Source organism: Streptomyces sp. HUAS CB01 (assembly GCF_030406905.1).
In the GTDB taxonomy this organism is placed as follows: Bacteria; Actinomycetota; Actinomycetes; order Streptomycetales; family Streptomycetaceae; genus Streptomyces; species Streptomyces chengbuensis.
The window spans coordinates 5003883-5026026 of record NZ_CP129137.1; the positions used below are offsets into that span (position 1 = coordinate 5003883).

18 protein-coding genes are annotated in these 22144 nt (G+C 71.6%); 6 read left to right on the top strand and 12 right to left on the bottom strand.

The features are described from left to right. Nucleotides 1–87 precede the first annotated feature (87 nt). The gene (locus QRN89_RS22265) at nt 88–1131 is read left to right on the top strand and encodes a hydrogen peroxide-inducible genes activator (RefSeq protein ID WP_290351144.1); all 1044 of its coding nucleotides are present in this window, start codon (nt 88–90) and stop codon (nt 1129–1131) included. Between the two features lie 191 nt (nt 1132–1322). On the opposite strand, the gene QRN89_RS22270 is transcribed toward QRN89_RS22265, so the two are convergent. Further along, complete coding sequence (locus QRN89_RS22270) at nt 1323–1535, bottom strand: type II toxin-antitoxin system antitoxin (RefSeq protein WP_290351145.1); 213 nt, start codon at nt 1533–1535, stop codon at nt 1323–1325. Beyond that, entirely contained in the window at nt 1532–2470 is a 939-nt protein-coding gene (locus QRN89_RS22275; RefSeq protein WP_290351146.1) for an SPFH domain-containing protein, read from the bottom strand. The genes QRN89_RS22270 and QRN89_RS22275 overlap by 4 nt, the downstream gene beginning before the upstream one ends. 270 nt (nt 2471–2740) lie before the next feature. On the opposite strand from QRN89_RS22275, the gene QRN89_RS22280 reads away from it, so the two are divergent. After that, a complete protein-coding gene (locus QRN89_RS22280; RefSeq protein WP_290351147.1) occupies nt 2741–5029 on the top strand; it encodes a transglycosylase domain-containing protein in 2289 nt (762 codons plus the stop codon). A gap of 170 nt (nt 5030–5199) precedes the next feature. On the opposite strand, the gene QRN89_RS22285 is transcribed toward QRN89_RS22280, so the two are convergent. From QRN89_RS22285 to QRN89_RS22305, 5 genes are all read right to left on the bottom strand, one after another. Beyond that, complete coding sequence (locus QRN89_RS22285) at nt 5200–6681, bottom strand: catalase (RefSeq protein WP_435833262.1); 1482 nt, start codon at nt 6679–6681, stop codon at nt 5200–5202. A gap of 99 nt (nt 6682–6780) precedes the next feature. Then, nucleotides 6781–8658 (bottom strand): ATP-binding SpoIIE family protein phosphatase, encoded by a 1878-nt coding sequence (locus QRN89_RS22290; protein WP_290351149.1) that lies wholly within the window; start codon nt 8656–8658, stop codon nt 6781–6783. Nucleotides 8659–9059: 401 nt separating this feature from the next. Continuing rightward, entirely contained in the window at nt 9060–9725 is a 666-nt protein-coding gene (fomD, locus tag QRN89_RS22295) for a cytidylyl-2-hydroxypropylphosphonate hydrolase (protein WP_290351150.1), read from the bottom strand. An 80-nt stretch (nt 9726–9805) separates the two neighbouring features. Further along, a complete protein-coding gene (locus QRN89_RS22300; RefSeq protein WP_290351151.1) occupies nt 9806–11212 on the bottom strand; it encodes a class II fumarate hydratase in 1407 nt (468 codons plus the stop codon). Nucleotides 11213–11484: 272 nt separating this feature from the next. After that, the gene (locus tag QRN89_RS22305) at nt 11485–13176 is read right to left on the bottom strand and encodes a fumarate hydratase (RefSeq protein WP_290351152.1); all 1692 of its coding nucleotides are present in this window, start codon (nt 13174–13176) and stop codon (nt 11485–11487) included. Nucleotides 13177–13429: 253 nt separating this feature from the next. Between QRN89_RS22305 and QRN89_RS22310 the strand changes: the two genes are divergently transcribed. Together QRN89_RS22310 and QRN89_RS22315 are read left to right on the top strand one after the other, a co-directional pair. Beyond that, entirely contained in the window at nt 13430–14131 is a 702-nt protein-coding gene (locus tag QRN89_RS22310) for a DUF1707 SHOCT-like domain-containing protein (RefSeq protein ID WP_290351153.1), read from the top strand. 136 nt (nt 14132–14267) lie between these two features. Further along, nucleotides 14268–14618, top strand: a complete 351-nt coding sequence (locus QRN89_RS22315; protein ID WP_078503542.1) for a WhiB family transcriptional regulator — start codon at nt 14268–14270, stop codon at nt 14616–14618. A gap of 89 nt (nt 14619–14707) precedes the next feature. On the opposite strand, the gene glpX is transcribed toward QRN89_RS22315, so the two are convergent. Beyond that, a complete protein-coding gene (gene glpX, locus QRN89_RS22320; RefSeq protein WP_290351154.1) occupies nt 14708–15739 on the bottom strand; it encodes a class II fructose-bisphosphatase in 1032 nt (343 codons plus the stop codon). A gap of 124 nt (nt 15740–15863) precedes the next feature. Between glpX and QRN89_RS22325 the strand changes: the two genes are divergently transcribed. Next, on the top strand, nt 15864–16418 hold the full coding sequence (locus tag QRN89_RS22325; RefSeq protein ID WP_290351155.1) for a DUF4245 domain-containing protein: 555 nt from the start codon (nt 15864–15866) through the stop codon (nt 16416–16418). A 528-nt stretch (nt 16419–16946) separates the two neighbouring features. On the opposite strand, the gene QRN89_RS22330 is transcribed toward QRN89_RS22325, so the two are convergent. From QRN89_RS22330 to QRN89_RS22345, 4 genes are all read right to left on the bottom strand, one after another. After that, nucleotides 16947–17537, bottom strand: a complete 591-nt coding sequence (locus QRN89_RS22330; RefSeq protein WP_290351156.1) for a malonic semialdehyde reductase — start codon at nt 17535–17537, stop codon at nt 16947–16949. A gap of 263 nt (nt 17538–17800) precedes the next feature. Continuing rightward, the gene (locus tag QRN89_RS22335; protein ID WP_290351157.1) at nt 17801–18079 is read right to left on the bottom strand and encodes an exodeoxyribonuclease VII small subunit; all 279 of its coding nucleotides are present in this window, start codon (nt 18077–18079) and stop codon (nt 17801–17803) included. Nucleotides 18080–18168: 89 nt separating this feature from the next. Beyond that, nucleotides 18169–19380 (bottom strand): exodeoxyribonuclease VII large subunit, encoded by a 1212-nt coding sequence (xseA, locus tag QRN89_RS22340; protein ID WP_290351158.1) that lies wholly within the window; start codon nt 19378–19380, stop codon nt 18169–18171. 263 nt (nt 19381–19643) lie between these two features. Beyond that, entirely contained in the window at nt 19644–21032 is a 1389-nt protein-coding gene (locus QRN89_RS22345) for an APC family permease (RefSeq protein ID WP_290351159.1), read from the bottom strand. A gap of 125 nt (nt 21033–21157) precedes the next feature. Here QRN89_RS22345 and QRN89_RS22350 point away from each other — a divergent pair, with 125 nt between their 5' ends. Continuing rightward, complete coding sequence (locus QRN89_RS22350; RefSeq protein ID WP_290351160.1) at nt 21158–22138, top strand: 4-hydroxy-3-methylbut-2-enyl diphosphate reductase; 981 nt, start codon at nt 21158–21160, stop codon at nt 22136–22138. Nucleotides 22139–22144 lie beyond the last annotated feature (6 nt).

A 22144-nucleotide genomic window follows, 5' to 3' on the forward strand; every position in this document is an offset into this window, starting at 1 on the left:
GGGGTTGGACGGACCTCCACCCTGGCACAGAGTGCATTGATCAAAGAAATAGCTAGACTGGGTCGCCGTGATCGGAGGTGCTTATCAGTGGTGGCAGTAAATGCGCCAAATCGGGGCAAACAACCCAGCCTTGCTCAGCTTCGAGCCTTCGCCGCCGTCTCCGAACATCTGCACTTCCGGGACGCGGCCGCCGCAATCGGGATGAGTCAGCCCGCGCTGTCCGGGGCCGTGTCGGCGCTGGAGGAGGCACTGGGTGTCCAGTTGCTGGAGCGTACGACGCGGAAGGTGCTCCTGTCGCCCGCCGGTGAGCGGCTCGCGGTCCGGGCCAAGGCCGTCCTCGACGCGGTCGGAGAACTGCTGGAGGAGGCCGAGGCGGTACGGGCGCCGTTCACCGGGGTGCTGCGACTCGGGGTGATCCCGACCGTGGCGCCCTACCTGCTGCCGAGCGTGCTGCGACTGGTCCACGAGCGTTACCCGGAGCTCGACCTCCAGGTCCACGAGGAGCAGACGTCGTCGCTGCTGGAGGGGCTCTCGGCGGGCCGGCTCGACCTCCTGCTCCTCGCCGTCCCTTCCACGAGGACGTCGTCCAGGTGGTACCCCCAGGCGCCCGGGGTGACGGAACTGCCTCTGTTCGACGAGGACTTCGTGCTGGTGACGCACGGCGGCCACTGGCTCGGCGGTCGCGAGGACATTCCGCGCGACGCGCTGAAGGAACTCCCGCTGCTGCTGCTCGACGAGGGACACTGCCTGCGCGACCAGGCCCTGGACATCTGCCGGGAGGCGGGCCGCACCGAGGGGGCGCCCGTCACCACCACCGCCGCGGGGCTGTCCACCCTGGTCCAGCTGGTCGCGGGCGGGCTGGGCGTCACCCTCCTCCCGCGTACCGCCGTCCAGGTCGAGACCGGACGCAGTCCGGCCCTCGCCACCGGCTACTTCGCGGACCCGGCCCCCGCACGCCGGATCGCCCTGGCGATGCGCACGGGAGCGGCCCGCCAGGGCGAGTTCGAGCAGTTCGCGGGCGCGCTCCGGGAGGTCCTGGGGGACCTCCCGGTACGCGTGCTCCACGACGGCGGCCCCGCTCCGTCCGCAGCCCCTCCGGCCGCATCGGCCGGAGCGGCGGCGGCAGGCTGAGGAGCGTCACCGGGAGGACGGCGCCGGCGCCGACACCCGTCATGGACGCGACCGCGGCCCGGTCGACGGCCGCCGGGCCCGTCATCTCGATTCGGAACGGGCGCTCCGGCCGGAACGCGCTCCGGCCGGAAGGGGGCGCCGCGCGGACCGGTGCAGGCGCCCCGTCGGCCGGACGGGGGCGCGCGGCCCGGCTACTCCTCGGGCGGTGCCTTCGGCGGCCGCCCGCGCCGGGGGATGGGCCTGACGCCCCCGGGCAGCCGGCCCGACTCCGCGAGCGCCCTGCGCAGCAGGAACTCGATCTGCGCATTGGCACTGCGCAGCTCGTCCGACGCCCAGCGGGCCAGTGCCTCGTACACCGCCGGGTCGAGCCGCAGCAGCACCTGTTTCCGTTCGGGAGGGGTCACTGGTAGAGCGTGCCCGTGTTCAGGACGGGCTGTGCGGCGCGGTCACCGCAGAGCACCACCATCAGGTTCGAGACCATCGCCGCCTTGCGCTCGTCGTCCAGGTCCACCAGACCCTCCTCGGCGATCCGCGACAGGGCGGCCTCCACCATGCCCACGGCGCCGTCCACGATCTGCCGGCGGGCGGCGACCACGGCCCCGGCCTGCTGGCGCTGGAGCATCGCCGAGGCGATCTCGGGTGCGTAGGCGAGGTGCGTGAAGCGCGACTCGACGATGTGGACGCCCGCCGCCTCGACCCGTGCGCGCAGCTCCAGCGCGAGCTTCTCGGTGATCTCCTCGGCGTTGCCGCGCAGGGACAGCCCGTCCTCGTCGTGGGCGTCGTACGGGTACTCGATCGCGATGTGCCGCACCGCCGCCTCGGTCTGGGTGGAGACGAACTCCCGGAAGTCGTCCACCTCGAACATCGCCTGCGCGGTGTCCTCGACCTTCCACACGACCACTGCGGCGAGCTCGATCGGGTTGCCGTAGGCGTCGTTGACCTTGAGCACCGCCGTCTCGTGGTTGCGGATCCGGGTCGAGATCTTCGCCCGGGTGGTCAGCGGGTTGACCCAGCGCAACCCGTCCGTGCGGACGGTGCCCCGGTAGCGGCCGAAGAGCTGCACCACCCGCGCCTCGCCCGGCGCGATCATGTTGAGTCCGCACATCGAGAGGGCCGCGAGGACCACCACCACGGCGCCGCACAGGAACAGGGCGACCTTCGCGGCCGTCGCCGTGGCTGTGGCGCCCATCACCATCAGCGCGACTCCGCCCGTCAGCCCGGCCAGGCCGAGCAGCAGCGCCAGGCCGCCGCCGATGCTGTGCGCGGCGAACTCCCTGACCCCCGGCTCGGGCATCTCGGGTGCGTCGTCGTGACGCAGGGATGTGCTGGTCGCAGGCATGTCGGTCCCCCGTTCCGCGGGCCGGGCAGGCGGCCCGGTCAGCTAGCAATGTGATTACACATTATCGGAACTGGCAACCTTGCGCACCTCCCGTGAGTCGGTTCCCTGAGAGACGGGTGCTGATTGTCACGCCCGGAAAAGACCGGATCGGTTGTCCTGTGCCTGTACGACCGGTGTTAGCTTTCTGAGCTGATCTGGCGGCGACCGCCGGCGTACGGCACGACCGACGACCAACGAAGAGCGCGGAACAGAGAGCGGAGCAACGGAGCGATGGGCCGAGCGGAAGCGCGACGAGCCCGGCAGCGCGACGCGCGCCGGGCGGACAAGGCCGGGGGCATACGGCGCTTCTTCACCTGGAGGAAGCTGCTGGGCACCTTCTTCACCCTCTGCCTGCTGGGCATGGGTGCGCTCTTCATCGTCTACCTGCTGGTGCCGGTACCCACGGCCAACGCACAGGCGGAGAAGGAGAGCAACGTCTACAAGTACAGCGACGGCTCGATCCTGACCCGCACCGGCACCGTCAACCGTGAGATCGTCGGTCTGGACAAGATCCCGGACGACGTCGAGAAGGCCTTCGTCGCGGCCGAGAACAAGACCTTCTACAAGGACTCCGGCGTCGACCTGAAGGGCACCGCCCGCGGTGTCTTCAACACCCTCACCGGCGGGGGCAAGCAGGGTGGCTCGACCATCACCCAGCAGTACGTCAAGAACTACTACCTGAACCAGGACCAGACGGTCACCCGCAAGCTCAAGGAGCTGGTGATCTCGCTGAAGGTGGACCAGGAGAAGGACAAGCAAGAGATCCTCGCCGGCTACCTGAACACCAGCTACTACGGGCGCGGTGCCTACGGCATCCAGGCAGCCGCCCAGGCGTACTACCGCAAGGACACCCAGAAGCTGACCGTCGCCGAGGGCGCCTATCTGGCCGCCCTGCTCCAGGCCCCCAGCCAGTACGACTGGGCGGCCGCCTCGCCGACCGGGAAGAAGCTGGTGGGCGAGCGCTGGAACTACGTCCTGAACAACATGGTCGAGGAGAAGTGGCTGGACGCGTCGACGCGTTCGGGCCTCAAGTTCCCCGTGCCGAAGAAGCCCAAGGCGGCCCCGGGCATGGAGGGCCAGACCGGCTACCTCGTCACGGCGGCCAACGCCGAACTCGCCCGGCGCGGGGTCAGTGAGGACCAGATCGAGGCCGGTGGCTGGACCATCACCCTCAGCATCGAGAAGAAGCGCCAGAAGTCCCTGGTCAAGGCCGTCGACGAGCAGTTGGAGAAGAAGCTCGACCGCAAGGGCGACAAGCGGGACGCGACCGTCCAGGCGGGCGCGACCTCCGTCGACCCGAAGACCGGCAAGGTCGTCGCCCTGTACGGCGGTGTGGGGGCGACCGAGCACTGGCTGTCGAACGCCACCCGCCGGGACTACCAGCCCGCGTCCACCTTCAAGCCCATCGTCCTCGCCACCGCCCTGGAGAACAGGTCGGAGACCCAGGACGGCCGGCGGATCGGCCTCAACACCGTCTACGACGGCGACAGCAAGCGCCCGGTCGAGGGCAGCGACACGCCCTTCGCGCCGGAGAACGAGGACGACCGCAGCTACGGCCCGGTCAGCGTCCAGCGGGCCACGAACAGCTCCATCAACTCGGTGTACGCCCAGATGATCGTGGACGTCGGACCCGGCAAGGTGAAGGAGACCGCGCTGGGCCTCGGGATGCACGACGGCGAGGGCTGGCCGGTGCGGCCCGCGATGTCGCTCGGCACGATGGGCGCCTCGACCTGGGACATGGCCGCCGTCTACGCGACCCTCGACAACCACGGCGAGAAGGTCGTGCCGTCGATCGTGAAGGACGCCAAGCACCGGATCCGGAAGGCCGGGCCGGCGCCCGAGGGCGGTGACCGCGTCATCAGCCGGGAGGCCGCCGACACGGTCACCCAGGCGATGACCGGCGTGGTGAGCAGCGGCTCCGGCCGCAACGCCCAGGGCGACTACCACGCGGCGGGCAAGACCGGTACCTCGGAGAACAACCGATCGGCGTGGTTCGTGGGCTACACCCCCGAACTCGTCACCGCCGTCGGCCTGTTCGGCGAGGACGTGAAGGGCAGTCAGGTCACCCTGACCGACACCGTCAACGAGGGCCGCGCCAACGGTGGTGGCGTGCCCGCCATGATCTGGCAGCAGTACACCACCGGCGCGCTGGGCGGCGGCTCGGACGAGCGGTTCGACCTGGAGCTCATGGAACCGGTGCAGGAGGAGCCCCCGGCGAGCCCCAGCGGGTCGCCCTCCGAGAGCGAGGAGCCGGACGAGCCCTCGGACAAGCCGTCGAAGCCGGAGAAGCCGGACGACCGCCCGAGCGACTCGCCCGACCCGTCGCCGTCGGACGACCGGCCGACCGGGCCGGGTGACACGACGGGCACCACGGAGGGCGCCGACGGCGGGACCTCCGAGGGCGGGACGGACTCCGGCACCACGGAGGGCGGCGAGAGCGACGGCGGTACCGGCGACGCCGGCACCACGGACGGCACGACGACGGGGACGACGGCGGGGGTACGGCCCCAGAAGACCTAGGGGCGGGTGGCGAGTAGTCTCCGTCCGCCCGCAGGCGGGGGGAGGGACTCTTGCACAACCCCGCCCGGTGCCGGTCACGGCACCAGCCGCCCCGACGGCACGAAGAAGGCCCGGCGCCTCGGCGCCGGGCCTTCTTCGTGCTCGCACGGGCTGCCCGGAGGCGGTCGCGGTCAGCCTCCGTTGACCTCCTTGGCGATCCGGTCGCCGATCTCCTTGTCGACGTTGCGCCAGTACTGCACCGCGCGGTCCAGCACCGGCCGCGAGACGCCCTGCTTCAGATGGCCGCTGACGTTCGACACCAGCCGCGAACGGGCGGCGTCGTCCAGGACGTTGCGGACCATCGTCCCCGCCTGGCCCCAGTCGTCGTCCTCGCGGTGCAGCTTGTACGCCTCGCGCACCATCTCGCCCGCCGTGGCCCACCCCGCCGGGTCGCCGAAGCGGGCGAAGTCGGCGTCCGGGCCGCCGTAGGAGTTCGGCGCGTACGACCGTGCCGCGTAGGACGGCGCGTACCGCATCGGACCGTCCTTGGCGTACGAGTTCACCGGCGAGCGCGGCCGGTTGGGCGGCAGCTGCGCGTAGTTGGGGCCGATCCGGTACCGGTGGGTGTCCGGGTACGAGAACAGCCGGCCCAGAAGCATCTTGTCCGGTGAGGGACCGATACCCGGAACCATGTTCGACGGTTCGAAGGCGGCCTGCTCGATGTGGACGAAGTAGTCCTCCGGATTCCGGTTCAGCGTCATCCGGCCCACGTCGATCAGCGGGTAGTCCCCGTGCGGCCACACCTTCGTCAGGTCGAAGGGGTTGAACCGGTAGTCCGCGGCGTCCTCGAACGGCATGACCTGGACCTTCAGGGTCCACGTGGGCGCGTTCCCGGCCTCGATCGACTCGTACAGGTCGCGCCGGTGCTTGTCCGCGTCGAAACCTGCGAGTTCATCGGCCTCCTCCTGGGTGAGGAAGTCGATGCCCTGGTCGGTCTTGAAGTGGTACTTCACCCAGAACCGCTCACCGGCGCCGTTGACCCACATGTAGGTGTGCGATCCGTAGCCGTTCATGTGGCGGTAGGTCTTGGGGATGCCCCGGTCGCCCATCAGCCAGGTGACCTGGTGCGCCGACTCGGGGGAGAGGGTCCAGAAGTCCCACTGCATGTCGTTGTTGCGCAGCCCGGTGACGGGGTGGCGCTTCTGCGACCTGATGAAGTCCTGGAACTTGATCGTGTCGCGTACGAAGAAGATCGGCGTGTTGTTGCCGACCAGGTCGTAATTGCCGTGCTCGGTGTAGAACTTCAGCGCGAAACCGCGCGGGTCGCGCCAGGTGTCCGGGGAGCCCTGCTCACCGGCGACCGTCGAGAACCGGGCCAGCATCTCGGTGCGCCTGCCCGGCTGGAACAGGTCCGCCTTGGTGAACTGGCTGACGTCGTTGGTGACTTCGAAGAAGCCGTACGCGCCGGAGCCCTTGGCGTGCACCACCCGTTCGGGGACCCGTTCGCGGTTGAACTGGGCCATCTTCTCGATCAGGTAGTGGTCCTGGAGAAGGATCGGGCCGTCGGGCCCCACGGTCAGCGAGTGCTCGTCGCTCTCCACGGGGATGCCGTGGTTGTTCGTCGTGTACGGAGCCTTGGGGGGTGACTCGGTCACGAGCGTCCTCCCGTCCATCGAGGGGAAAGTGGTCGCATCGGCCGTGTGCCCCAGTCAACCCCTCACATGCGAAGTCGGCAACATTTGGACCAAGTCCAAGTTTGGTCCCGATACGGTTCATGCCTGGGCGGACAGCTCGAACCAGACCACCTTGCCCGTGGACAGCCGGGTCGCGCCCCACCGTCTGGCCAGCCGGTTCACCAGGAACAGCCCGCGGCCGCCCTCGTCCGTGTCCCGGGCCCGCCGCTGGCGCGGCAGCTGCGGTGAGTCGTCGCCGACCTCGCAGCGCAGGACGTCGGTGCGCAGCAGCCGGAGGGTGACCGGCCGCTCCGCGTACCGCACCGCATTGGTGACCACCTCGCTGACCAGGAGTTCCACCGAGTCCGACAGCTCCTCCAGGCCCCATCGGGCCAGCGCCCGGCGGGCCAGCCGGCGGGCCCGCCCGGGGGCGGAGTCCTCCGGCTCCAGGAACCAGTACGCGACGTCACTCGGCGCGATCCCGTCGAAACGGGCCGCGAGCAGCGCGATGTCGTCGTCCCGGTCGCCCGGGCCGAGCATGTCCAGCACGTCGTCGCAGAGCGCCTCCAGCGGCGGCGAGTGATCGGGCCCCGTGAGCTGCGCCGTCGCGGCCAGCCGCTCCCTCAGCTGCTCGATGCCCGTCCACACGTCCCGCAGCCGCGACTCCACCAGCCCGTCGGTGTACAGCAGCAGCGTGGCCCCGGCGGGCGCGTCCAGCTCCACGGCCTCGAAGTCCACCCCGCCCACGCCGATGGGGGCGCCCGGCGGCACCCGCAGGACCTCCGCCCGGCCGCCGAGGTGCAGCAGTATCGGCGGCGGATGGCCCGCGTTGGCGATCGTGATCCGGTGCGAGACCGGGTCGTAGACCGCGTACAGGCAGGTCGCCATCCGGTCGGTGCCGAGCCGCTGCGCCTGCTCGTCGAGATGGTGCAGCACCTCCTGCGGCGGCAGGTCCAGGCCGGCCAGCGTCTGGGCCGTCGTCCGCAGCTGGCCCATGATCGCGGCCGAGGTCATGGAGTGGCCCATGACGTCGCCGACGACCAGCGCGACCCTGCTGCCGGGCAGCGGGATGGCGTCGTACCAGTCGCCGCCGACCCGGGCCGTCTCGGCGGCCGGGAGATAGCGGGAGGCCAGCCGTACTCCGGTCGGCTGAGGCAGCCCCTCGGGGAGCATCGTGCGCTGCAGCTCGTCCGCGATGTACGCCTCACGGCCGTACAGGACCGCCTTGTCGATGCCGAGCGCGGTGTGCGTCGCCAGCTGGGCGGCCACGAGCAGGTCGTCCGGCTCGAAGGCCGGCCGGTCCGGGCGGCGCAGGAAGATCGCGGCGCCGGTGACCCGGCGCCGGCCACGCAGCGGGGCCAGGATCGCCCGCTGCCCCGCGGGCAGGGTCTTGCCGTCGCCCAGCAGCTCGGGCAGGGCGGCCCGGGCGGCGGCCGAGTCGCCGAAGACGGGACGGACGCCCCGCAGCACCTCGGCGAGCGCACCGCCCGCGATCACCTCGCACAGCTCGGCGGCCGGCGCCGCCTCGGCCGGGGTGCCGAGCACCGGCACCTGGACGCCGGCCATCAAGGCCCCGTCGGTGTCGTCGTCGGTTAAACGCAGCCTGTCGGTGCGGCGGAGCCGCAGCACGAACGGCGCGACGGGCCGCTCGTCGCCCACGGGCAGCGGATCCCGCAGGTACACGAGGATCGCGTCGGAGAACGTGGGCACGGTGGCCCGGCACAGCCCGAGCACGATCTCGTCCAGGTCTATGCCGCGGGCGATCCGCCGGGTCGCCGCCCCGACGAACCGCAGCCGGTCGCCCTCGCGGCGCGCCAGGCCCGAGGGGTCCTGGGGTGCGGGCGGCTGCGGCGGGACCGCGGCGGGCGCCGCGGGCAGCGGGGCATGGGCGGCGGCCTCCTGCCGCGGCCGGGTGCGCTCCTGGGGCCGGGCAGCGACAGGCTGCCGGCCTTCGTGGGAGGTGGGATGCTCCGTCACGCCTGGGATTCCGTCCGTCCGGGCCGGTGGTGCGAGGCTGGGAACCGTCCTGCCGGGCAGGGCACGACCGGCACGTCGGGTCCCGGCGCCTCGGGTGCCGCTGTGCGCCTCCGGGGGCGGTGACGATCGTGGCTGTGCCGCGGTTCCCGGGGCCACCGGGCGAACACACCCGCGACCCGGGACGGCAACGCCCCTGGAAGGTCGATAGAGCCCATACCCATTCCGGGCCGGGTCTCGACAGGTCGGGGGAGATCCGGGCACACATTCGGCACGGTTCAGTCCCCCTTGTGATGACTTACGGTCAGTTCTTGTGCTGCGCTCATTCGTTGATGCGTCGTGGCCTTGCGGAGGACGATCCTACGTTTGAACCCCGGGGGCGCATCAAGGGTCTCACGGCGTCGTCATGCGGACGTGGGTGCGGGGGTCCGATTCCAGTCGCCCGGCAGCTCCGGTACAGGCCAGCGGGGGTCGGGCCGCCAGTCCTCCCAGCCGTCGGAGTACGGCGGGCCCCAGTCCCTGATCACCCCGACCGCGTCCAGCCCGGCCGAGCGCACCCGCCGCGCCTGGTCCTCGTCCATCAGCCCGGCCGTCCGCGCCTGGTCGAACTCGTCCTCGTCCAGCCAGCGCCAGGTGCGGTCCGGCTGCACGGTGATGTCCAGAAAGTGGTCCTCGGAGTCGATGCCGCCGGACCAACGCAGATGCGGCTCCTCCAGGTTCACGTACCAGTTCCTGAACTGCCAGCCCTGCTCCCAGAAGAGCCACACCGACCACGCGTCGCCGGGCCGGGCGAGCTTCAGCACCCCCGTGCCGGACCAGTGGGCGCGCACGGTCCTCCGGGGCGCCGTGTACCGCGTGGCGAGCGGCTCGTGGTGCACCGGCGTCCCGTCGGCGAGCACCGGCTTCACGCACTCGGTGCCCGGGGCCATCCACACCGCCAGCAATTCGTCGGTGTCCCGGACCACGGTCACGGGTCTGCAGATGTGCACGTCGGAGGAGCCGTTGCCGCGATACCGCCAGAGGATCTGCTCCCCCGGCGCCCAGTGCTCAAAGCCCGCCGATCCCGTCATGCAGAGATCCTAGGCGTGCGCGTGCGGTCACGCTGCGGTACAGCTCACTGCGGTGCGCCGGGCCCGGGGAGGGGGAGACCTCAGGGACGGGTCATCCGCAGCACGTCCAGCGCCTCGTCCAGCTGCTCGAGCGTGAGCGCGCCGCGCTCCACGTACCCGCCCTCCAGCACCACTTCGCGGATCGTCCTCCGCTCCGCCAGCGACTTCTTGGCGACCTTCGCGGCCTCCTCGTACCCGATGTACTTGTTGAGCGGGGTGACGACGGACGGCGACGACTCGGCGTACTCGCGGGCCCGCCGCACGTCCGCGGTGATCCCGTCCACCGTGCGGTCGGCGAGCAGCCGGGACGCGTTCGCCAGCAGACGGACCGACTCCAGCAGGTTCTTGGCCATCACGGGGAGCATCACGTTCAGCTCGAAGTTCCCCGCCGCGCCCGCCACCGCGACCGTCGTGTCGTTCCCCATGACCTGCGCGGCCACCATGAGGACGGCCTCGGGGACGACCGGGTTGACCTTGCCCGGCATGATCGAGGAACCGGGCTGGAGGTCGGGCAGCCGGATCTCGGCGAGTCCGGTGCGGGGCCCGCTCGCCATCCAGCGCAGATCGTTCGAGATCTTGGTCAGCGAGACCGCGATCGTCCGGAGCTGTCCGCTGGTCTCCACGAGCCCGTCTCGGGCGCCCTGCGCCTCGAAGTGGTCGCGCGCCTCGGTCAACGGCAGCCCGGTCGTGCGTGCCACCTCGGCGATGACCGCCGCCGAGAACCCGGGCGGTGTGTTGATGCCGGTGCCCACCGCCGTGCCGCCGAGCGGGAGTTCGGCGAGCCGGGGGAGCGAGGCGTTCAGCCGTTCCATCCCGTACCGGATCTGCGCCGCGTAGCCGCCGAACTCCTGGCCGAGAGTGACCGGTGTCGCGTCCATCAGATGGGTACGGCCGGACTTCACCACGCCCGCGAACTCCCCGGCCTTGCGCTCCAGAGCCTCCGCGAGGTGCTCGAGCGCGGGGACGAGGTCCCGCGTCACGGCCGCGGTCGCGGCGATGTGGATCGACGACGGGAAGACGTCGTTGGACGACTGCGAGGCGTTGACGTGGTCGTTGGGATGGACGTCGCGGCCCAGGCGCTCGCTCGCCAGGGTGGCCAGGACCTCGTTCATGTTCATGTTGGACGACGTCCCCGAGCCGGTCTGGAAGACGTCGACGGGGAAGTGCTCGTCCCAGCGCCCCTCGGCGACCTCCACGGCCGCGTCCTGGATGGCACGGGCGATGTCCTTGTCGAGCACCCCGAGCTCGGCGTTGACCTTGGCCGCGCCCCCCTTGATCCGGGCCAGGGCCTCCACATGGGCGCGTTCCAGCCGTTGTCCGGAGACGGGGAAGTTCTCCACCGCCCGCTGGGTCTGAGCGCGCCACTTGGCGTGATGCGGCACCCGCACCTCTCCCATGGAGTCGTGCTCGATCCGGTGACGGCCTGCGTTTTCGCTCGGGTCGGACATCCTCACACCTCCTGAACAAGGTCAGCGCGCCCCTGGTTCCGCGTATTCCCAGATGCGACACCCGTCAGTAGATGCCCTCGACGGCCCCGGACGCGGGAGGCGGCACCGCCCGGACCGGCACCACGGCGGGGCCCGTCGGCCCGGGGGACGGCTGCGCCGGCATGCGGGAGGGCCCCGCCGCCGGGGATGCGGCGAGGCCCTCACGGGTGGTGCGGACGCCTCAGAGGTCCCGCGGGCCGTGCGGCGGCTCCGGGAAGCCCCGAGGCCCGGGGTCAGGCCAGGCCGGGCCCGCGGACCGGGATGCTGGTGAACGTCGGCGCGGGCGCGGGGTCCTGGAAGAAGTCGCTGCCCTTGTCGTCGACGACGATGAACGCCGGGAAGTCCTCGACCTCGATCTTCCAGACGGCCTCCATGCCGAGCTCCTCGTACTCGACGACCTCGACCTTCTTGATGCAGTCCTGGGCGAGGCGCGCTGCGGGGCCGCCGATCGAGCCGAGGTAGAAGCCGCCGTGCTCCTTGCAGGCGTCGGTGACCTGCTTGCTGCGGTTGCCCTTGGCCAGCATGACCTTGGAGCCGCCCGCCGCCTGGAACTGCTCGACGTAGGAGTCCATGCGCCCGGCCGTCGTCGGGCCGAAGGAGCCGGAGGCGTAGCCCTCCGGGGTCTTCGCGGGGCCGGCGTAGTAGACCGGGTGGTCCTTGAGGTACTGGGGCATCTCCTCGCCCGCGTCCAGCCGCTCCTTGATCTTGGCGTGCGCGATGTCGCGGGCCACGACGAGCGGTCCGGTGAGCGAAAGCCGGGTCTTGACCGGGTACTTGGTCAGCTCCGCCAGGATCTCGTCCATCGGCTGGTTGAGGTCGATCTTGACGACGTCGCCGCTCTCGTCGAGGTGCTCGTCGGTCGTCTCCGGCAGGAAGCGCGCCGGGTCCGTCTCCAGCTGCTCCAGGAAGACGCCCTCGGCGGTGATCTTCGCGACGGCCTGGCGGTCGGCGGAGCAGGACACGGCGATCGCCACGGGGCAGGACGCGCCGTGCCGCGGGAGCCGCACCACACGCACGTCGTGGCAGAAGTACTTGCCGCCGAACTGCGCGCCGATGCCGATCTTCTGCGTCAGCTCGAAGACCTTCTCCTCCAGGTCCTTGTCCCGGAAGCCGTGGCCGAGGGCCGAGCCCTCCTCCGGCAGCTCGTCCAGGTAGTGCGCGGAGGCGTACTTCGCGGTCTTCAGCGCGTACTCGGCCGACGTGCCGCCGACGACGATGGCCAGGTGGTACGGCGGGCACGCGGCCGTGCCCAGCGAGCGGATCTTCTCCTCCAGGAACTTCATCATGGAGGCCTCGTTCAGGACCGCCTTGGTCTCCTGGTAGAGGAACGACTTGTTGGCGGAGCCGCCGCCCTTGGCCATGAAGAGGAACTTGTACGCGCCGCCGTCCGTCGCGTAGAGCTCGATCTGCGCGGGCAGGTTCGAGCCGGTGTTCTTCTCCTCCCACATGGTGAGCGGGGCCATCTGCGAGTAGCGCAGGTTGAGCTCGGTGTAGGCGTCGAAGATCCCGCGGCTCAGCGCCTCCTCGTCGCCGCCCTCGGTGAGGACGTTCTGCCCGCGCTTGCCCATGACGATCGCCGTGCCGGTGTCCTGGCACATGGGGAGCACGCCCGCCGCCGCGATGTTCGCGTTCTTCAGCAGGTCCAGCGCGACGAACTTGTCGTTCGACGACGCCTCGGGGTCGTCGATGATCTTGCGGAGCTGGGCGAGGTGCGCCGGGCGGAGGTAGTGCTGGATGTCGTGGACGGCCTCTTTCGCGAGCTTGCGCAGCGCCTCCGGCTCGACCTTGAGGAACGTGCGCCCGTCGGCCTCGAAGGTGGAGACACCTTCGGCGGTCACCAGGCGGTAGGGCGTGGTGTCCTCGCCCAGCGGGAGCAGATCGGTGTACTCGAACGCAGGGCGGGTCGGACGGGAGACAGGGGGCATTACGGCCATTCCTCACTCGGCAGACGGCGGCTGGCATCCATTGGCAGCGCGCCCACAAGCGTAAGACGCCCCCCGCCGTCCGGGCTTGTGAGGTAAGGCTCAGTCGGCGCCCGACGGCCCGGCCCTGTTCCCGCGGGGCGGCGGGGGGTGCGGCGGCCTGCGGGGCGCGGGTGCGCCGTCACGTTTCGCGGCTGACGAGGGTGTCGCGCGCGGCCACTAGTCGCGATCTATCGCGTTTCGCTAGGGTGTCGGTGTGGACCTCGACAAGCACGATTCAGCGGCCCCCGGCCGCGGACAGCCCCAGAAGCCGGTCGCGCCCGCCGTGCCCGCGGATCCCGCCGGGGCCATCCGCGCCTCCGACGCCGACCGCGACAGGACCGCGGACATCCTCAGGGAGGCCCTGGCCGAGGGCCGGCTCGACGCCGAGGAGCATGCCGAGCGGATCGACGCGGTCTACCGTGCCAAGACGGTCGGCGAGCTGGAGCCGATCGTCCGTGACCTCCCCGCGAGCCGGCCGTCCCGCCAGGAGCCCGCGTCGTACGCGTACGGCCCGGAGGCCCCCACCGGCCCCGGCGAGAACCTCGTCGCCGTCTTCTCCAGCTCCACCCGCAAGGGCCGCTGGCGCGTCGGCGCCCGGACCCAGGCGTTCGCGCTCTTCGGCAACATCGAGATCGACCTGACCGAGGCCATGTTCGGCCAGCGCCTCACCGTCATCAACGCGACCTCGGTCTTCGGCAATGTGGAGGTCCGGGTCCCCGAGAACATCTCGCTGCGCGGCAGCGGCACGGGCATCTTCGGCAACTTCGAGGTCGTCACCCTGGAGGCGGCCGACCCGGAGGCCCCGGTCGTGGTCGTCAACGGCTATTCCGTTTTCGGCAACGTGGAGGCCAAGCCGAAGCGCGGCAAGCGCATCGCGGACCTCCACGACCGGCTGCGCAAGCATCTGGGGCACTGACCGGAGGGCGCGGGGGAGCGGCCGCCCGCAGTTCCGGCCTTCGGAACTCAGTGCCACTCAGTGCATAGGCGCGCGTACAGCGGGTAGGCCTTGCTGCATCGTCTCTCGCTCGCGAAGCCGTCGTCAGGAGTAGACCGTGCTGCAACTGCCGCATCAGTCCCTGCAGGTAGCCGTTCCGCCCCAGCGTTCTGCCGCTCGGGAAGACCAGGACGCGCCCTGGCACACGGAGGCGGTGTGCCGCCGGGACGAAGCCGGGCTGTTCTTCGCGCCCTCCAAGGAACCGACGGCGGCGCGGCTCTCCCGCGAGGACGCCGCCAAGCGCGTCTGTGCCCGCTGCCCCGTGATGGTCGAGTGCCGGGAGCACGCGCTGCTCCAGCCCGAGCCGTACGGCGTGTGGGGCGGACTGACCGCGGCCGAGCGCCGGGTCGTCCTGGCCCGCCGGCGGCGGCGCGAGACGGAGATCAAGAAGGCGGCGTCGGCGGCCTGACGGAACCCCGGCATCCGGGCACACACGGAAGAGGGGCGCCCCCACCGCACATGGGGAGCGCCCCTCTTCCGTGTGTCGTGTCCGGCGCCCTACTTGGCGCGGTCGAAGTCGATGGCGCTGTAGGCGCGCAGCTTCGACAGACGGTGGGTCGAGTCGATCTGCCGGATCGTGCCCGACTTGGAGCGCATGACCAGCGACTGCGTGGTCGCCGTCGCGGAGCGGTAGCGCACGCCGCGCAGCAGCTCGCCGTCGGTGATGCCGGTCGCGACGAAGAACACGTTGTCCCCGCGGACCAGGTCGTCCATGAGGAGCACACGGTCCAGGTCGTGGCCCGCGTCGAGGGCGCGCTGCCGCTCCTCGTCGTCCTTCGGCCACAGCTTGCCCTGGATCGTGCCGCCGAGGCACTTGATCGCGCAGGCGGTGATGATGCCCTCGGGCGTGCCGCCGATGCCCATCAGCATGTCGACGCCGGTGCCCTCGCGCACGGCCATGATCGCGCCGGCGACGTCGCCGTCCGAGATGAACTTGATGCGCGCGCCCGTCTCGCGGATCTCCTTGACGATGCCCTCGTGGCGCGGGCGGTCCAGGATGACGACGGTGACGTCCTCGGGGGAGGAGCTCTTCGCCTTCGCGACGCGGCGGATGTTCACCGAGACCGGGGCGTTGATGTCGACGAAGTCGGCGGCCTCGGGGCCGGTGACCAGCTTGTCCATGTAGAAGACCGCGGACGGGTCGAACATGGTGCCGCGGTCGGCGGCGGCGAGCACCGCGATCGCGTTCGGCATGCCCTTGGCGGTGAGCGTGGTGCCGTCGATCGGGTCCACGGCGATGTCGCACTCCGCGCCGGTGCCGTCGCCGATGCGCTCCCCGTTGAACAGCATCGGGGCTTCGTCCTTCTCGCCCTCGCCGATGACGACGACACCGTTCATCGACACGGTGCTGACGAGGGTGCGCATGGCTTTGACGGCCGCGCCGTCAGCGCCGTTCTTGTCGCCGCGGCCGACCCAGCGGCCGGCGGCCATGGCGGCGGCCTCGGTGACCCGGACGAGCTCCAGGGCGAGGTTGCGGTCCGGGGCCTCGGGCGAGACCTCGAGCTGGGACGGAAGATGATGCTCGGTCATCGGAGCGCACCTTTCTGTACGACGACGGCCGGATGAAGAGGGTGCTGTGACTCTATCGGTACGTCGACAAAATGAGCAGAGGGGCCCACGTTTGAGCAAACAGCCTTGATGCGACGATAGTGCGGTGGCAGGCAAGCGAGGCAACCAGACAGTGCGCGGAATGATCCAGTCGATGACGGTCATCTGCGCATTCGCAGGCGTTATCTACTTCTTCATTCCGCACGACGACTCCCTGGACCCGATCCAGCCCGTCGACTACAGCGTGGAGCTCACGACGGCGCGCCGGGCGGCACCCTACCCGGTGGCGGCCCCGGCGGGGCTGCCCGCGGGCTGGAAGCCCACCTCGGTGACCTTCCGGCGCGACGAGGGCCATGCCTGGCACATCGGCTTCCTGGACCCCGACGGGCAGTACGTGGCCGTCGAGCAGTCCACGGAGCCGCCGCGGAAGTACATCCCGAAGGTCACCCGGCAGGCGGCCCTGACCGACGGCACCCAGCAGGTCGGCGGGGAGAGCTGGCAGCGCTGGGAGGGCCCGAAGTACGACGCGCTCGTCCGCACCGAGAAGGGGTCGACGACGGTGGTGACGGGCACGGCCTCGTACGAGCGGCTCGCGCAGATGGCCGCGGCGCTCGAATCGCGCTCCGGCGCGTCGCCGTCGCCGGTTCCGTCCGCCTCCTGACCCGGCCGGCGGCCCGGTCCGCCGCGCTCCCGCGGGACCCGCGTGCCTTCACATGGCGTGCCCATGGGGTCTTCGCTCGGCGTGTCGCGTGTCGCGTGTCGTGTGTCGCCTGCCGTCGGCTCCGTCGGCCTCCTGACCCGGCCGGCGGCCTGATCCGCCCGTGGGCCCCGCGCCTACCCTGCGACGTGCCCACGGGGTCTTCGCTCGGCGTGTCCGCCCGGCCGTGATCCAGGTGCCCGCGCGCCCCGAGGGCCTGGGCGCGGCCGTAGGTGACCACGGGCCGCGCGGCGCGGTGGCGCCTCCGCCGGGTGGGGCCCCTGTGTCCGCGCGCCCCGGCCGTCCTTGGACCCGGCACGGGTCCCGAGCCGGTCCACGCGATCGCCCGGCCGCGCCGCGCCGCCGCTCCTGCCCTGAACGCGGCGAGGCCGCGCCGAACGCGGCGAGGCCGCCGCACCGTTCGGTGCGGCGGCCTCGTGCCGCATGGCGGCCCGGCAGCGGCGGGCGGACGCGCCTGGCGCGCTGCGGAGGTCAGACGGTGGTGACGACCTCGTCGAACGCCAGCCGCGGCGAACGCGGGAACCAGGCGTCCTCGCCCGGCTTGCCGATGTTGACGACCATCAGCGGGGTGTGGTCGGCGTCCAGGAACTCCTTCTGCACCCCGTCGAAGTCCAGACCCGTCATGGGGCCGGCGGCCAGACCGGCGGCGCGGATGCCGACGATGAAGTACGCGGCCTGCAGCGCGGCGTTCAGGACCGCGGACCGCTCACGGACCGGGCGCTCGGAGAAGAGCGCGTCCTTCGCCTGCGGGAAGTGCGGGAACAGCTCCGGCAGCTCCTCGTGGAACTCGTTGTCGGCGGCGAGGATCGCGACCAGCGGAGCGGTGGCGGTCTTGGGCTGGTTGCCCTCGGCCATGTGCTTCACCAGGCGCTCCCGGGCCTCCGCGGAGCGGACCAGGACGACGCGCAGCGGCGACTGGTTGAAGGCGGTGGGGCCGTACTTGACCAGGTCGTAGATCGCCTGGACCTGCTCCTCGGTCACCGGCTCGTCGGTGAAGGTGTTGGCGGTGCGGGCCTCGCGGAAGAGGAGGTCCTGGGCGGCGGGGTCAAGGACGAGGGACATGCGGCGGAACCTTCCGATGAGCGGAGTGGATCTGGCTGAGCCCTCACCGTACGGTCGAGATAGGTGAACTTTCAACTAAATCGGATGCCGGGTGAGGCAAGTCACTCAACTTTCAACAACTCAGCGTTCAACTAAATGGGTACCGCGGTTATGCCCGCCCCTGTCCATGGATTCCGGGCGCGTGTCCATGGATTCCGGGCGCGCTCCCGCCCCTGGCCCCGGAACCCCGCCCCGGAAGAGCCTCCGAACGGCGGCGGCGCCCCTCAGCGGTCCGCGTCGTCCTCGTCCAGGCCGTCCGCGCCCGCCCCGGGCCCGCCCGGGGCCTCGCCGCCCTCGTCCCGTTCCGCCAGCGCCGCGTCCAGCCGGGCACGGGCGCCGTCGAGCCAGCGGCGGCACACCTTCGCCAGCTCCTCGCCGCGCTCCCACAGCGCCAGCGACTCCTCCAGCGTCGTGCCGCCCGCCTCCAGCCGGCGCACGACCTCGATCAACTCGTCCCGTGCCTGCTCGTAGCCGAGCGCGCCCTCGTCGGTCCTGGCCGTCATCTGCTCCACCCTGAAATCCGTCTGTCGTCGTCCGGCCGTGCCCGTGCAGGCCGCTTCCCCCCGGGGCCGTGCCCCGTCCGCCGTGTCGCTCAGTCGCCCGAGACCCGGACCCGGAACCCGCCCTCGGCGACCCGCGCCCTCAGCTCCTCGCCCGCCGCCACCTCGCCGGCCGCGCGCACCACCGACCCGTCCGCGCGCTGCAGCACCGCGTACCCCCGCTCGAGCGTCGCCGCCGGTGACAGCGCGACGACGCGTGCGCGCGTGTGCGACAGCTCGGAGTCCGCACGGTCCAGCAGATGCCCGAGGACCCGGCGGCTGCGGGCGACCAGTGCGTCCGTCTCGTGCGCGCGCTCCTCGACCATCCGGTGCGGATGCTCCATGACCCGCCGGTGCAGACAGTGCTGCAGACCGCGCTCCTCCCGCTCCAGCATGCCGCGGACCGTACGCAGCGCACGGTCCCGCAGCGCCTGCACACGGTCCAGCTCCTCGCCCACGTCGGGGACGACCTTCTTCGCGGCGTCCGTCGGCGTCGAGGCCCGCAGGTCGGCGACCAGATCGAGCAGCGGCGAGTCCGGTTCGTGCCCGATCGCCGACACCACGGGCGTACGGCAGTCGGCCACCGCGCGCACCAGCTGCTCGTCCGAGAACGGCAGCAGGTCCTCGACGCTGCCGCCGCCGCGCGCCACGACGATCACGTCCACCCCGGGGTGCTCGTCCAGCTCCTTCACCGCCTGGATCACCTGCGGCACCGCGCGCACACCCTGCACGGCGACGTTGCGCACCTCGAAACGGACGGCGGGCCAGCGGCGCCGGGCGTTCTCCAGGACGTCCCGCTCGGCCGCCGAGGCCCGGCCGCAGACGAGGCCGATCAACTGCGGCAGGAACGGCAGCGGCCTCTTGCGCTCCGGCGCGAAGAGCCCTTCGGCGCCCAGCGTCCGCTTCAGCCGCTCCAGCCGGGCCAGCAGCTCGCCGATGCCGACTGGCCGTATCTCCGCGGCCCGGAGCGACAGCTGCCCGCGCGGGGCGTACCACTCCGGCTTGGCGTGGACGACCACCCGCGCGCCCTCGGCCACGGAGTCCGCGACCGCGTCGAACACCTGTCGGTAGCACGTGACGCTCACCGAGATGTCGTACGCGGGGTCGCGCAGCGTCAGGAAGACCACCCCGGCGCCCGGCCGGCGTGACAGCTGGGTGATCTGCCCCTCGACCCAGACCGCGCCGAGCCGGTCGATCCACCCCCCGATGAGCCGTGACACCTCGCCGACGGGCAGGGGGGCTTCGGCTGACGTAGTGAGACCCATGTCCGCGAGCGTAACGGCAGCCTCCGACACGCCCGGTCCGGCGACACCGCCGCGCCCGGACGGGCGACCTCGCGCCGCTCCGCACCCGGACCTGTCCGGAACCGCCCTCGCGGTGCGCGGCGCCGCTGGAGGTGTCCCCCCGGAGCCCGGCGACCCCACGCCGCGTCCCGGGGCGTCCGGGCCGCCCACGCCGCTCCGTAGCCGGACCTGAGCCGTGCCCCTCGCCGCGCGTGGCGAGGGTGGCGTGTCCGCCCAGAGGCGGCCTACGCGGTGGGCGACGGCTCGCGCCGTCCGCGCTGTGCCATGAGCACCAGCAGCCCCACGGCCAGCCAGACCGCGCCGACCGCCTGGGCCGTGGGGGAGGCCTCCACGATCACCGCGACGGTGACCGCCGCACCGACCACCGGGATCAGCCCGTGCCGCCACCAGCTCGGCGGCCCCTCCGCGCGGCGCACCACGAACCAGCCCACCACGCTGGCGTGCAGCAGCGTGAACGCCGTCAGCGCCCCGATGTCGACGACCGAGACCAGGAGCTCCAGACCGTCGGCACGCCGCGCCGCCCAGAGCGCGGCGGCGGTCGTCACGGCCGCCGAGACGAGCAGCGCCACGCGGGGCACGCCCCCGTCCGTGCGGGACAGGACCCGCGGCAGCCGCCGCTCCCGGCCCATCGCGAACAGCAGCCGCCCCGCCGCCGCCTGTCCCGCCAGGGCGGCGAACGCCGCGCCGACGGCCTTGCTCGCGGCCACCAGATCGTGCAGCCACGGGCCCACGGAGGCGTCGACGGCGTCGTAGAACGCGGTGCCCTGACTCCTCGGGTCCGCCGCGAGCTGCGCCGAGGACACGGGCTCGAGCAGTGCCACCAGGTACGTCTGCACCACGAACAGCGTCCCCGCGAGCCCCAGACAGAACAGCACCGCCCGGGCGACCTGCCGCGAGCCGCCCGTCACCTCCTCGGCGAACGACGCGATCGCGTCGAACCCCAGGTACGACAGCACCGCGACCGAAACCGCCCCGAGCACCGCCGCCGGCACGAAGTCCCCGTCCCCGGTCAGCGGCGACGCCCAGCCGCGCCGCGCCCCCTCCGCCGCCAGCACCCGCAGCGCCGCGACCACGAACACCAGCAGCACCACCAGTTCCATCGCCAGCACGGCCAGCCCGACCCGCGCTGCCGCCCGGACGCCCCAGAGGTTCAGCAGCGTGGTGACGGCGACCGCCAGCGCCGTCCACACCCACCGGTCCACGGCCGGGAGCAGCGCCTCCATCGCGATCCCCGAGAACAGGTACGCGACCGCCGGGATCAGCAGATAGTCGAGCATCGCCATCCAGCCGGCGACGAAGCCGGGCCCCTCGCCGAGCCCCTTCCGCGCATACGCGAAGACCGACCCGGCCAGCGGCGCCACCCGCACCATCTGGGCGTAGCTGTACGCCGTGAACGCCATCGCGACGGTCGCCACCAGGTAGACGAGCGCCACCGCACCGTGCGACCTCGCGTCGAGGGTCCCGAAGACCCCGACGGGCGCCATCGGGGCGATGAAGAGCAGCCCGTACACGACCAGGTCCCGGAAGCCGAGGCTCCGGCGCAGCCGGGTGTGCGGGCCGGTGCCGTTCCCGGGGCCCGGCCCGGCGCCGCTGGGGGTCCCGGTGCCCGTCATGAGGGCCTCCGTCCTCGTACGTCCCGACCCGCGGCGCGGATCACGGCACAAGATCGCGGACCCGCACCAGTCTCAGCCCTGTGGGCGATCGTTGGGCCCTCCGGCGCGCCCTTACGATGGGGGACATGACTGCAACGAACGCCCGCCGCGTCCTCCTCGCCGCACCCCGTGGCTACTGCGCGGGCGTGGACCGTGCCGTGATCGCCGTGGAGAAGGCCCTCGAGCAGTACGGCGCGCCGATCTACGTCCGCCACGAGATCGTCCACAACAAGTACGTCGTGCAGACCCTGGAGAAGAAGGGTGCGATCTTCGTCGAGACGACGGAGGAGGTCCCCGAGGGCTCCATCGTCATGTTCTCGGCGCACGGCGTGGCCCCGGTCGTCCACGAGGAGGCCGCCGAGCGGAAGCTGGCCACCATCGACGCGACCTGCCCCCTGGTGACGAAGGTCCACAAGGAGGCCGTGCGGTACGCGAAGGACGACTTCGACATCCTCCTCATCGGCCACGAGGGCCACGAGGAGGTCATCGGCACCACCGGCGAGGCCCCGGACCACATCACCCTGGTCGACGGCCCGCAGGACGTGGACAAGGTCGAGGTCCGCGACCCGTCCAGGGTCGTCTGGCTCTCCCAGACCACGCTCTCCGTCGACGAGACGATGGAGACGGTCGACCGCCTGAAGACCAAGTTCCCGCTGCTGGTCTCCCCGCCGAGCGACGACATCTGCTACGCCACGCAGAACCGCCAGATCGCGGTCAAGCAGATGGGGGCCGAGGCGGACCTGGTCATCGTCGTCGGCTCGCAGAACTCCTCCAACTCCAAGCGGCTCGTCGAGGTCGCCCTGGGCGCGGGTGCACGCGACGCCCACCTCGTGGACTACGCGCACGAGATCGACGAGGCCTGGCTGGAGGGCGTCTCGACCGTGGGCGTCACGTCGGGCGCGTCGGTGCCCGAGGTGCTGGTGGAGGAGGTCCTGGAGTGGCTGTCGCAGCGCGGCTTCGAGGACGTCGAGATCGTCAAGGCCGCCGAGGAGTCGATCACGTTCTCGCTGCCCAAGGAGCTCCGCCGCGACCTGCGCGCCGAGGCCTCGTCGTACGTCGAGGACTGACGGGCC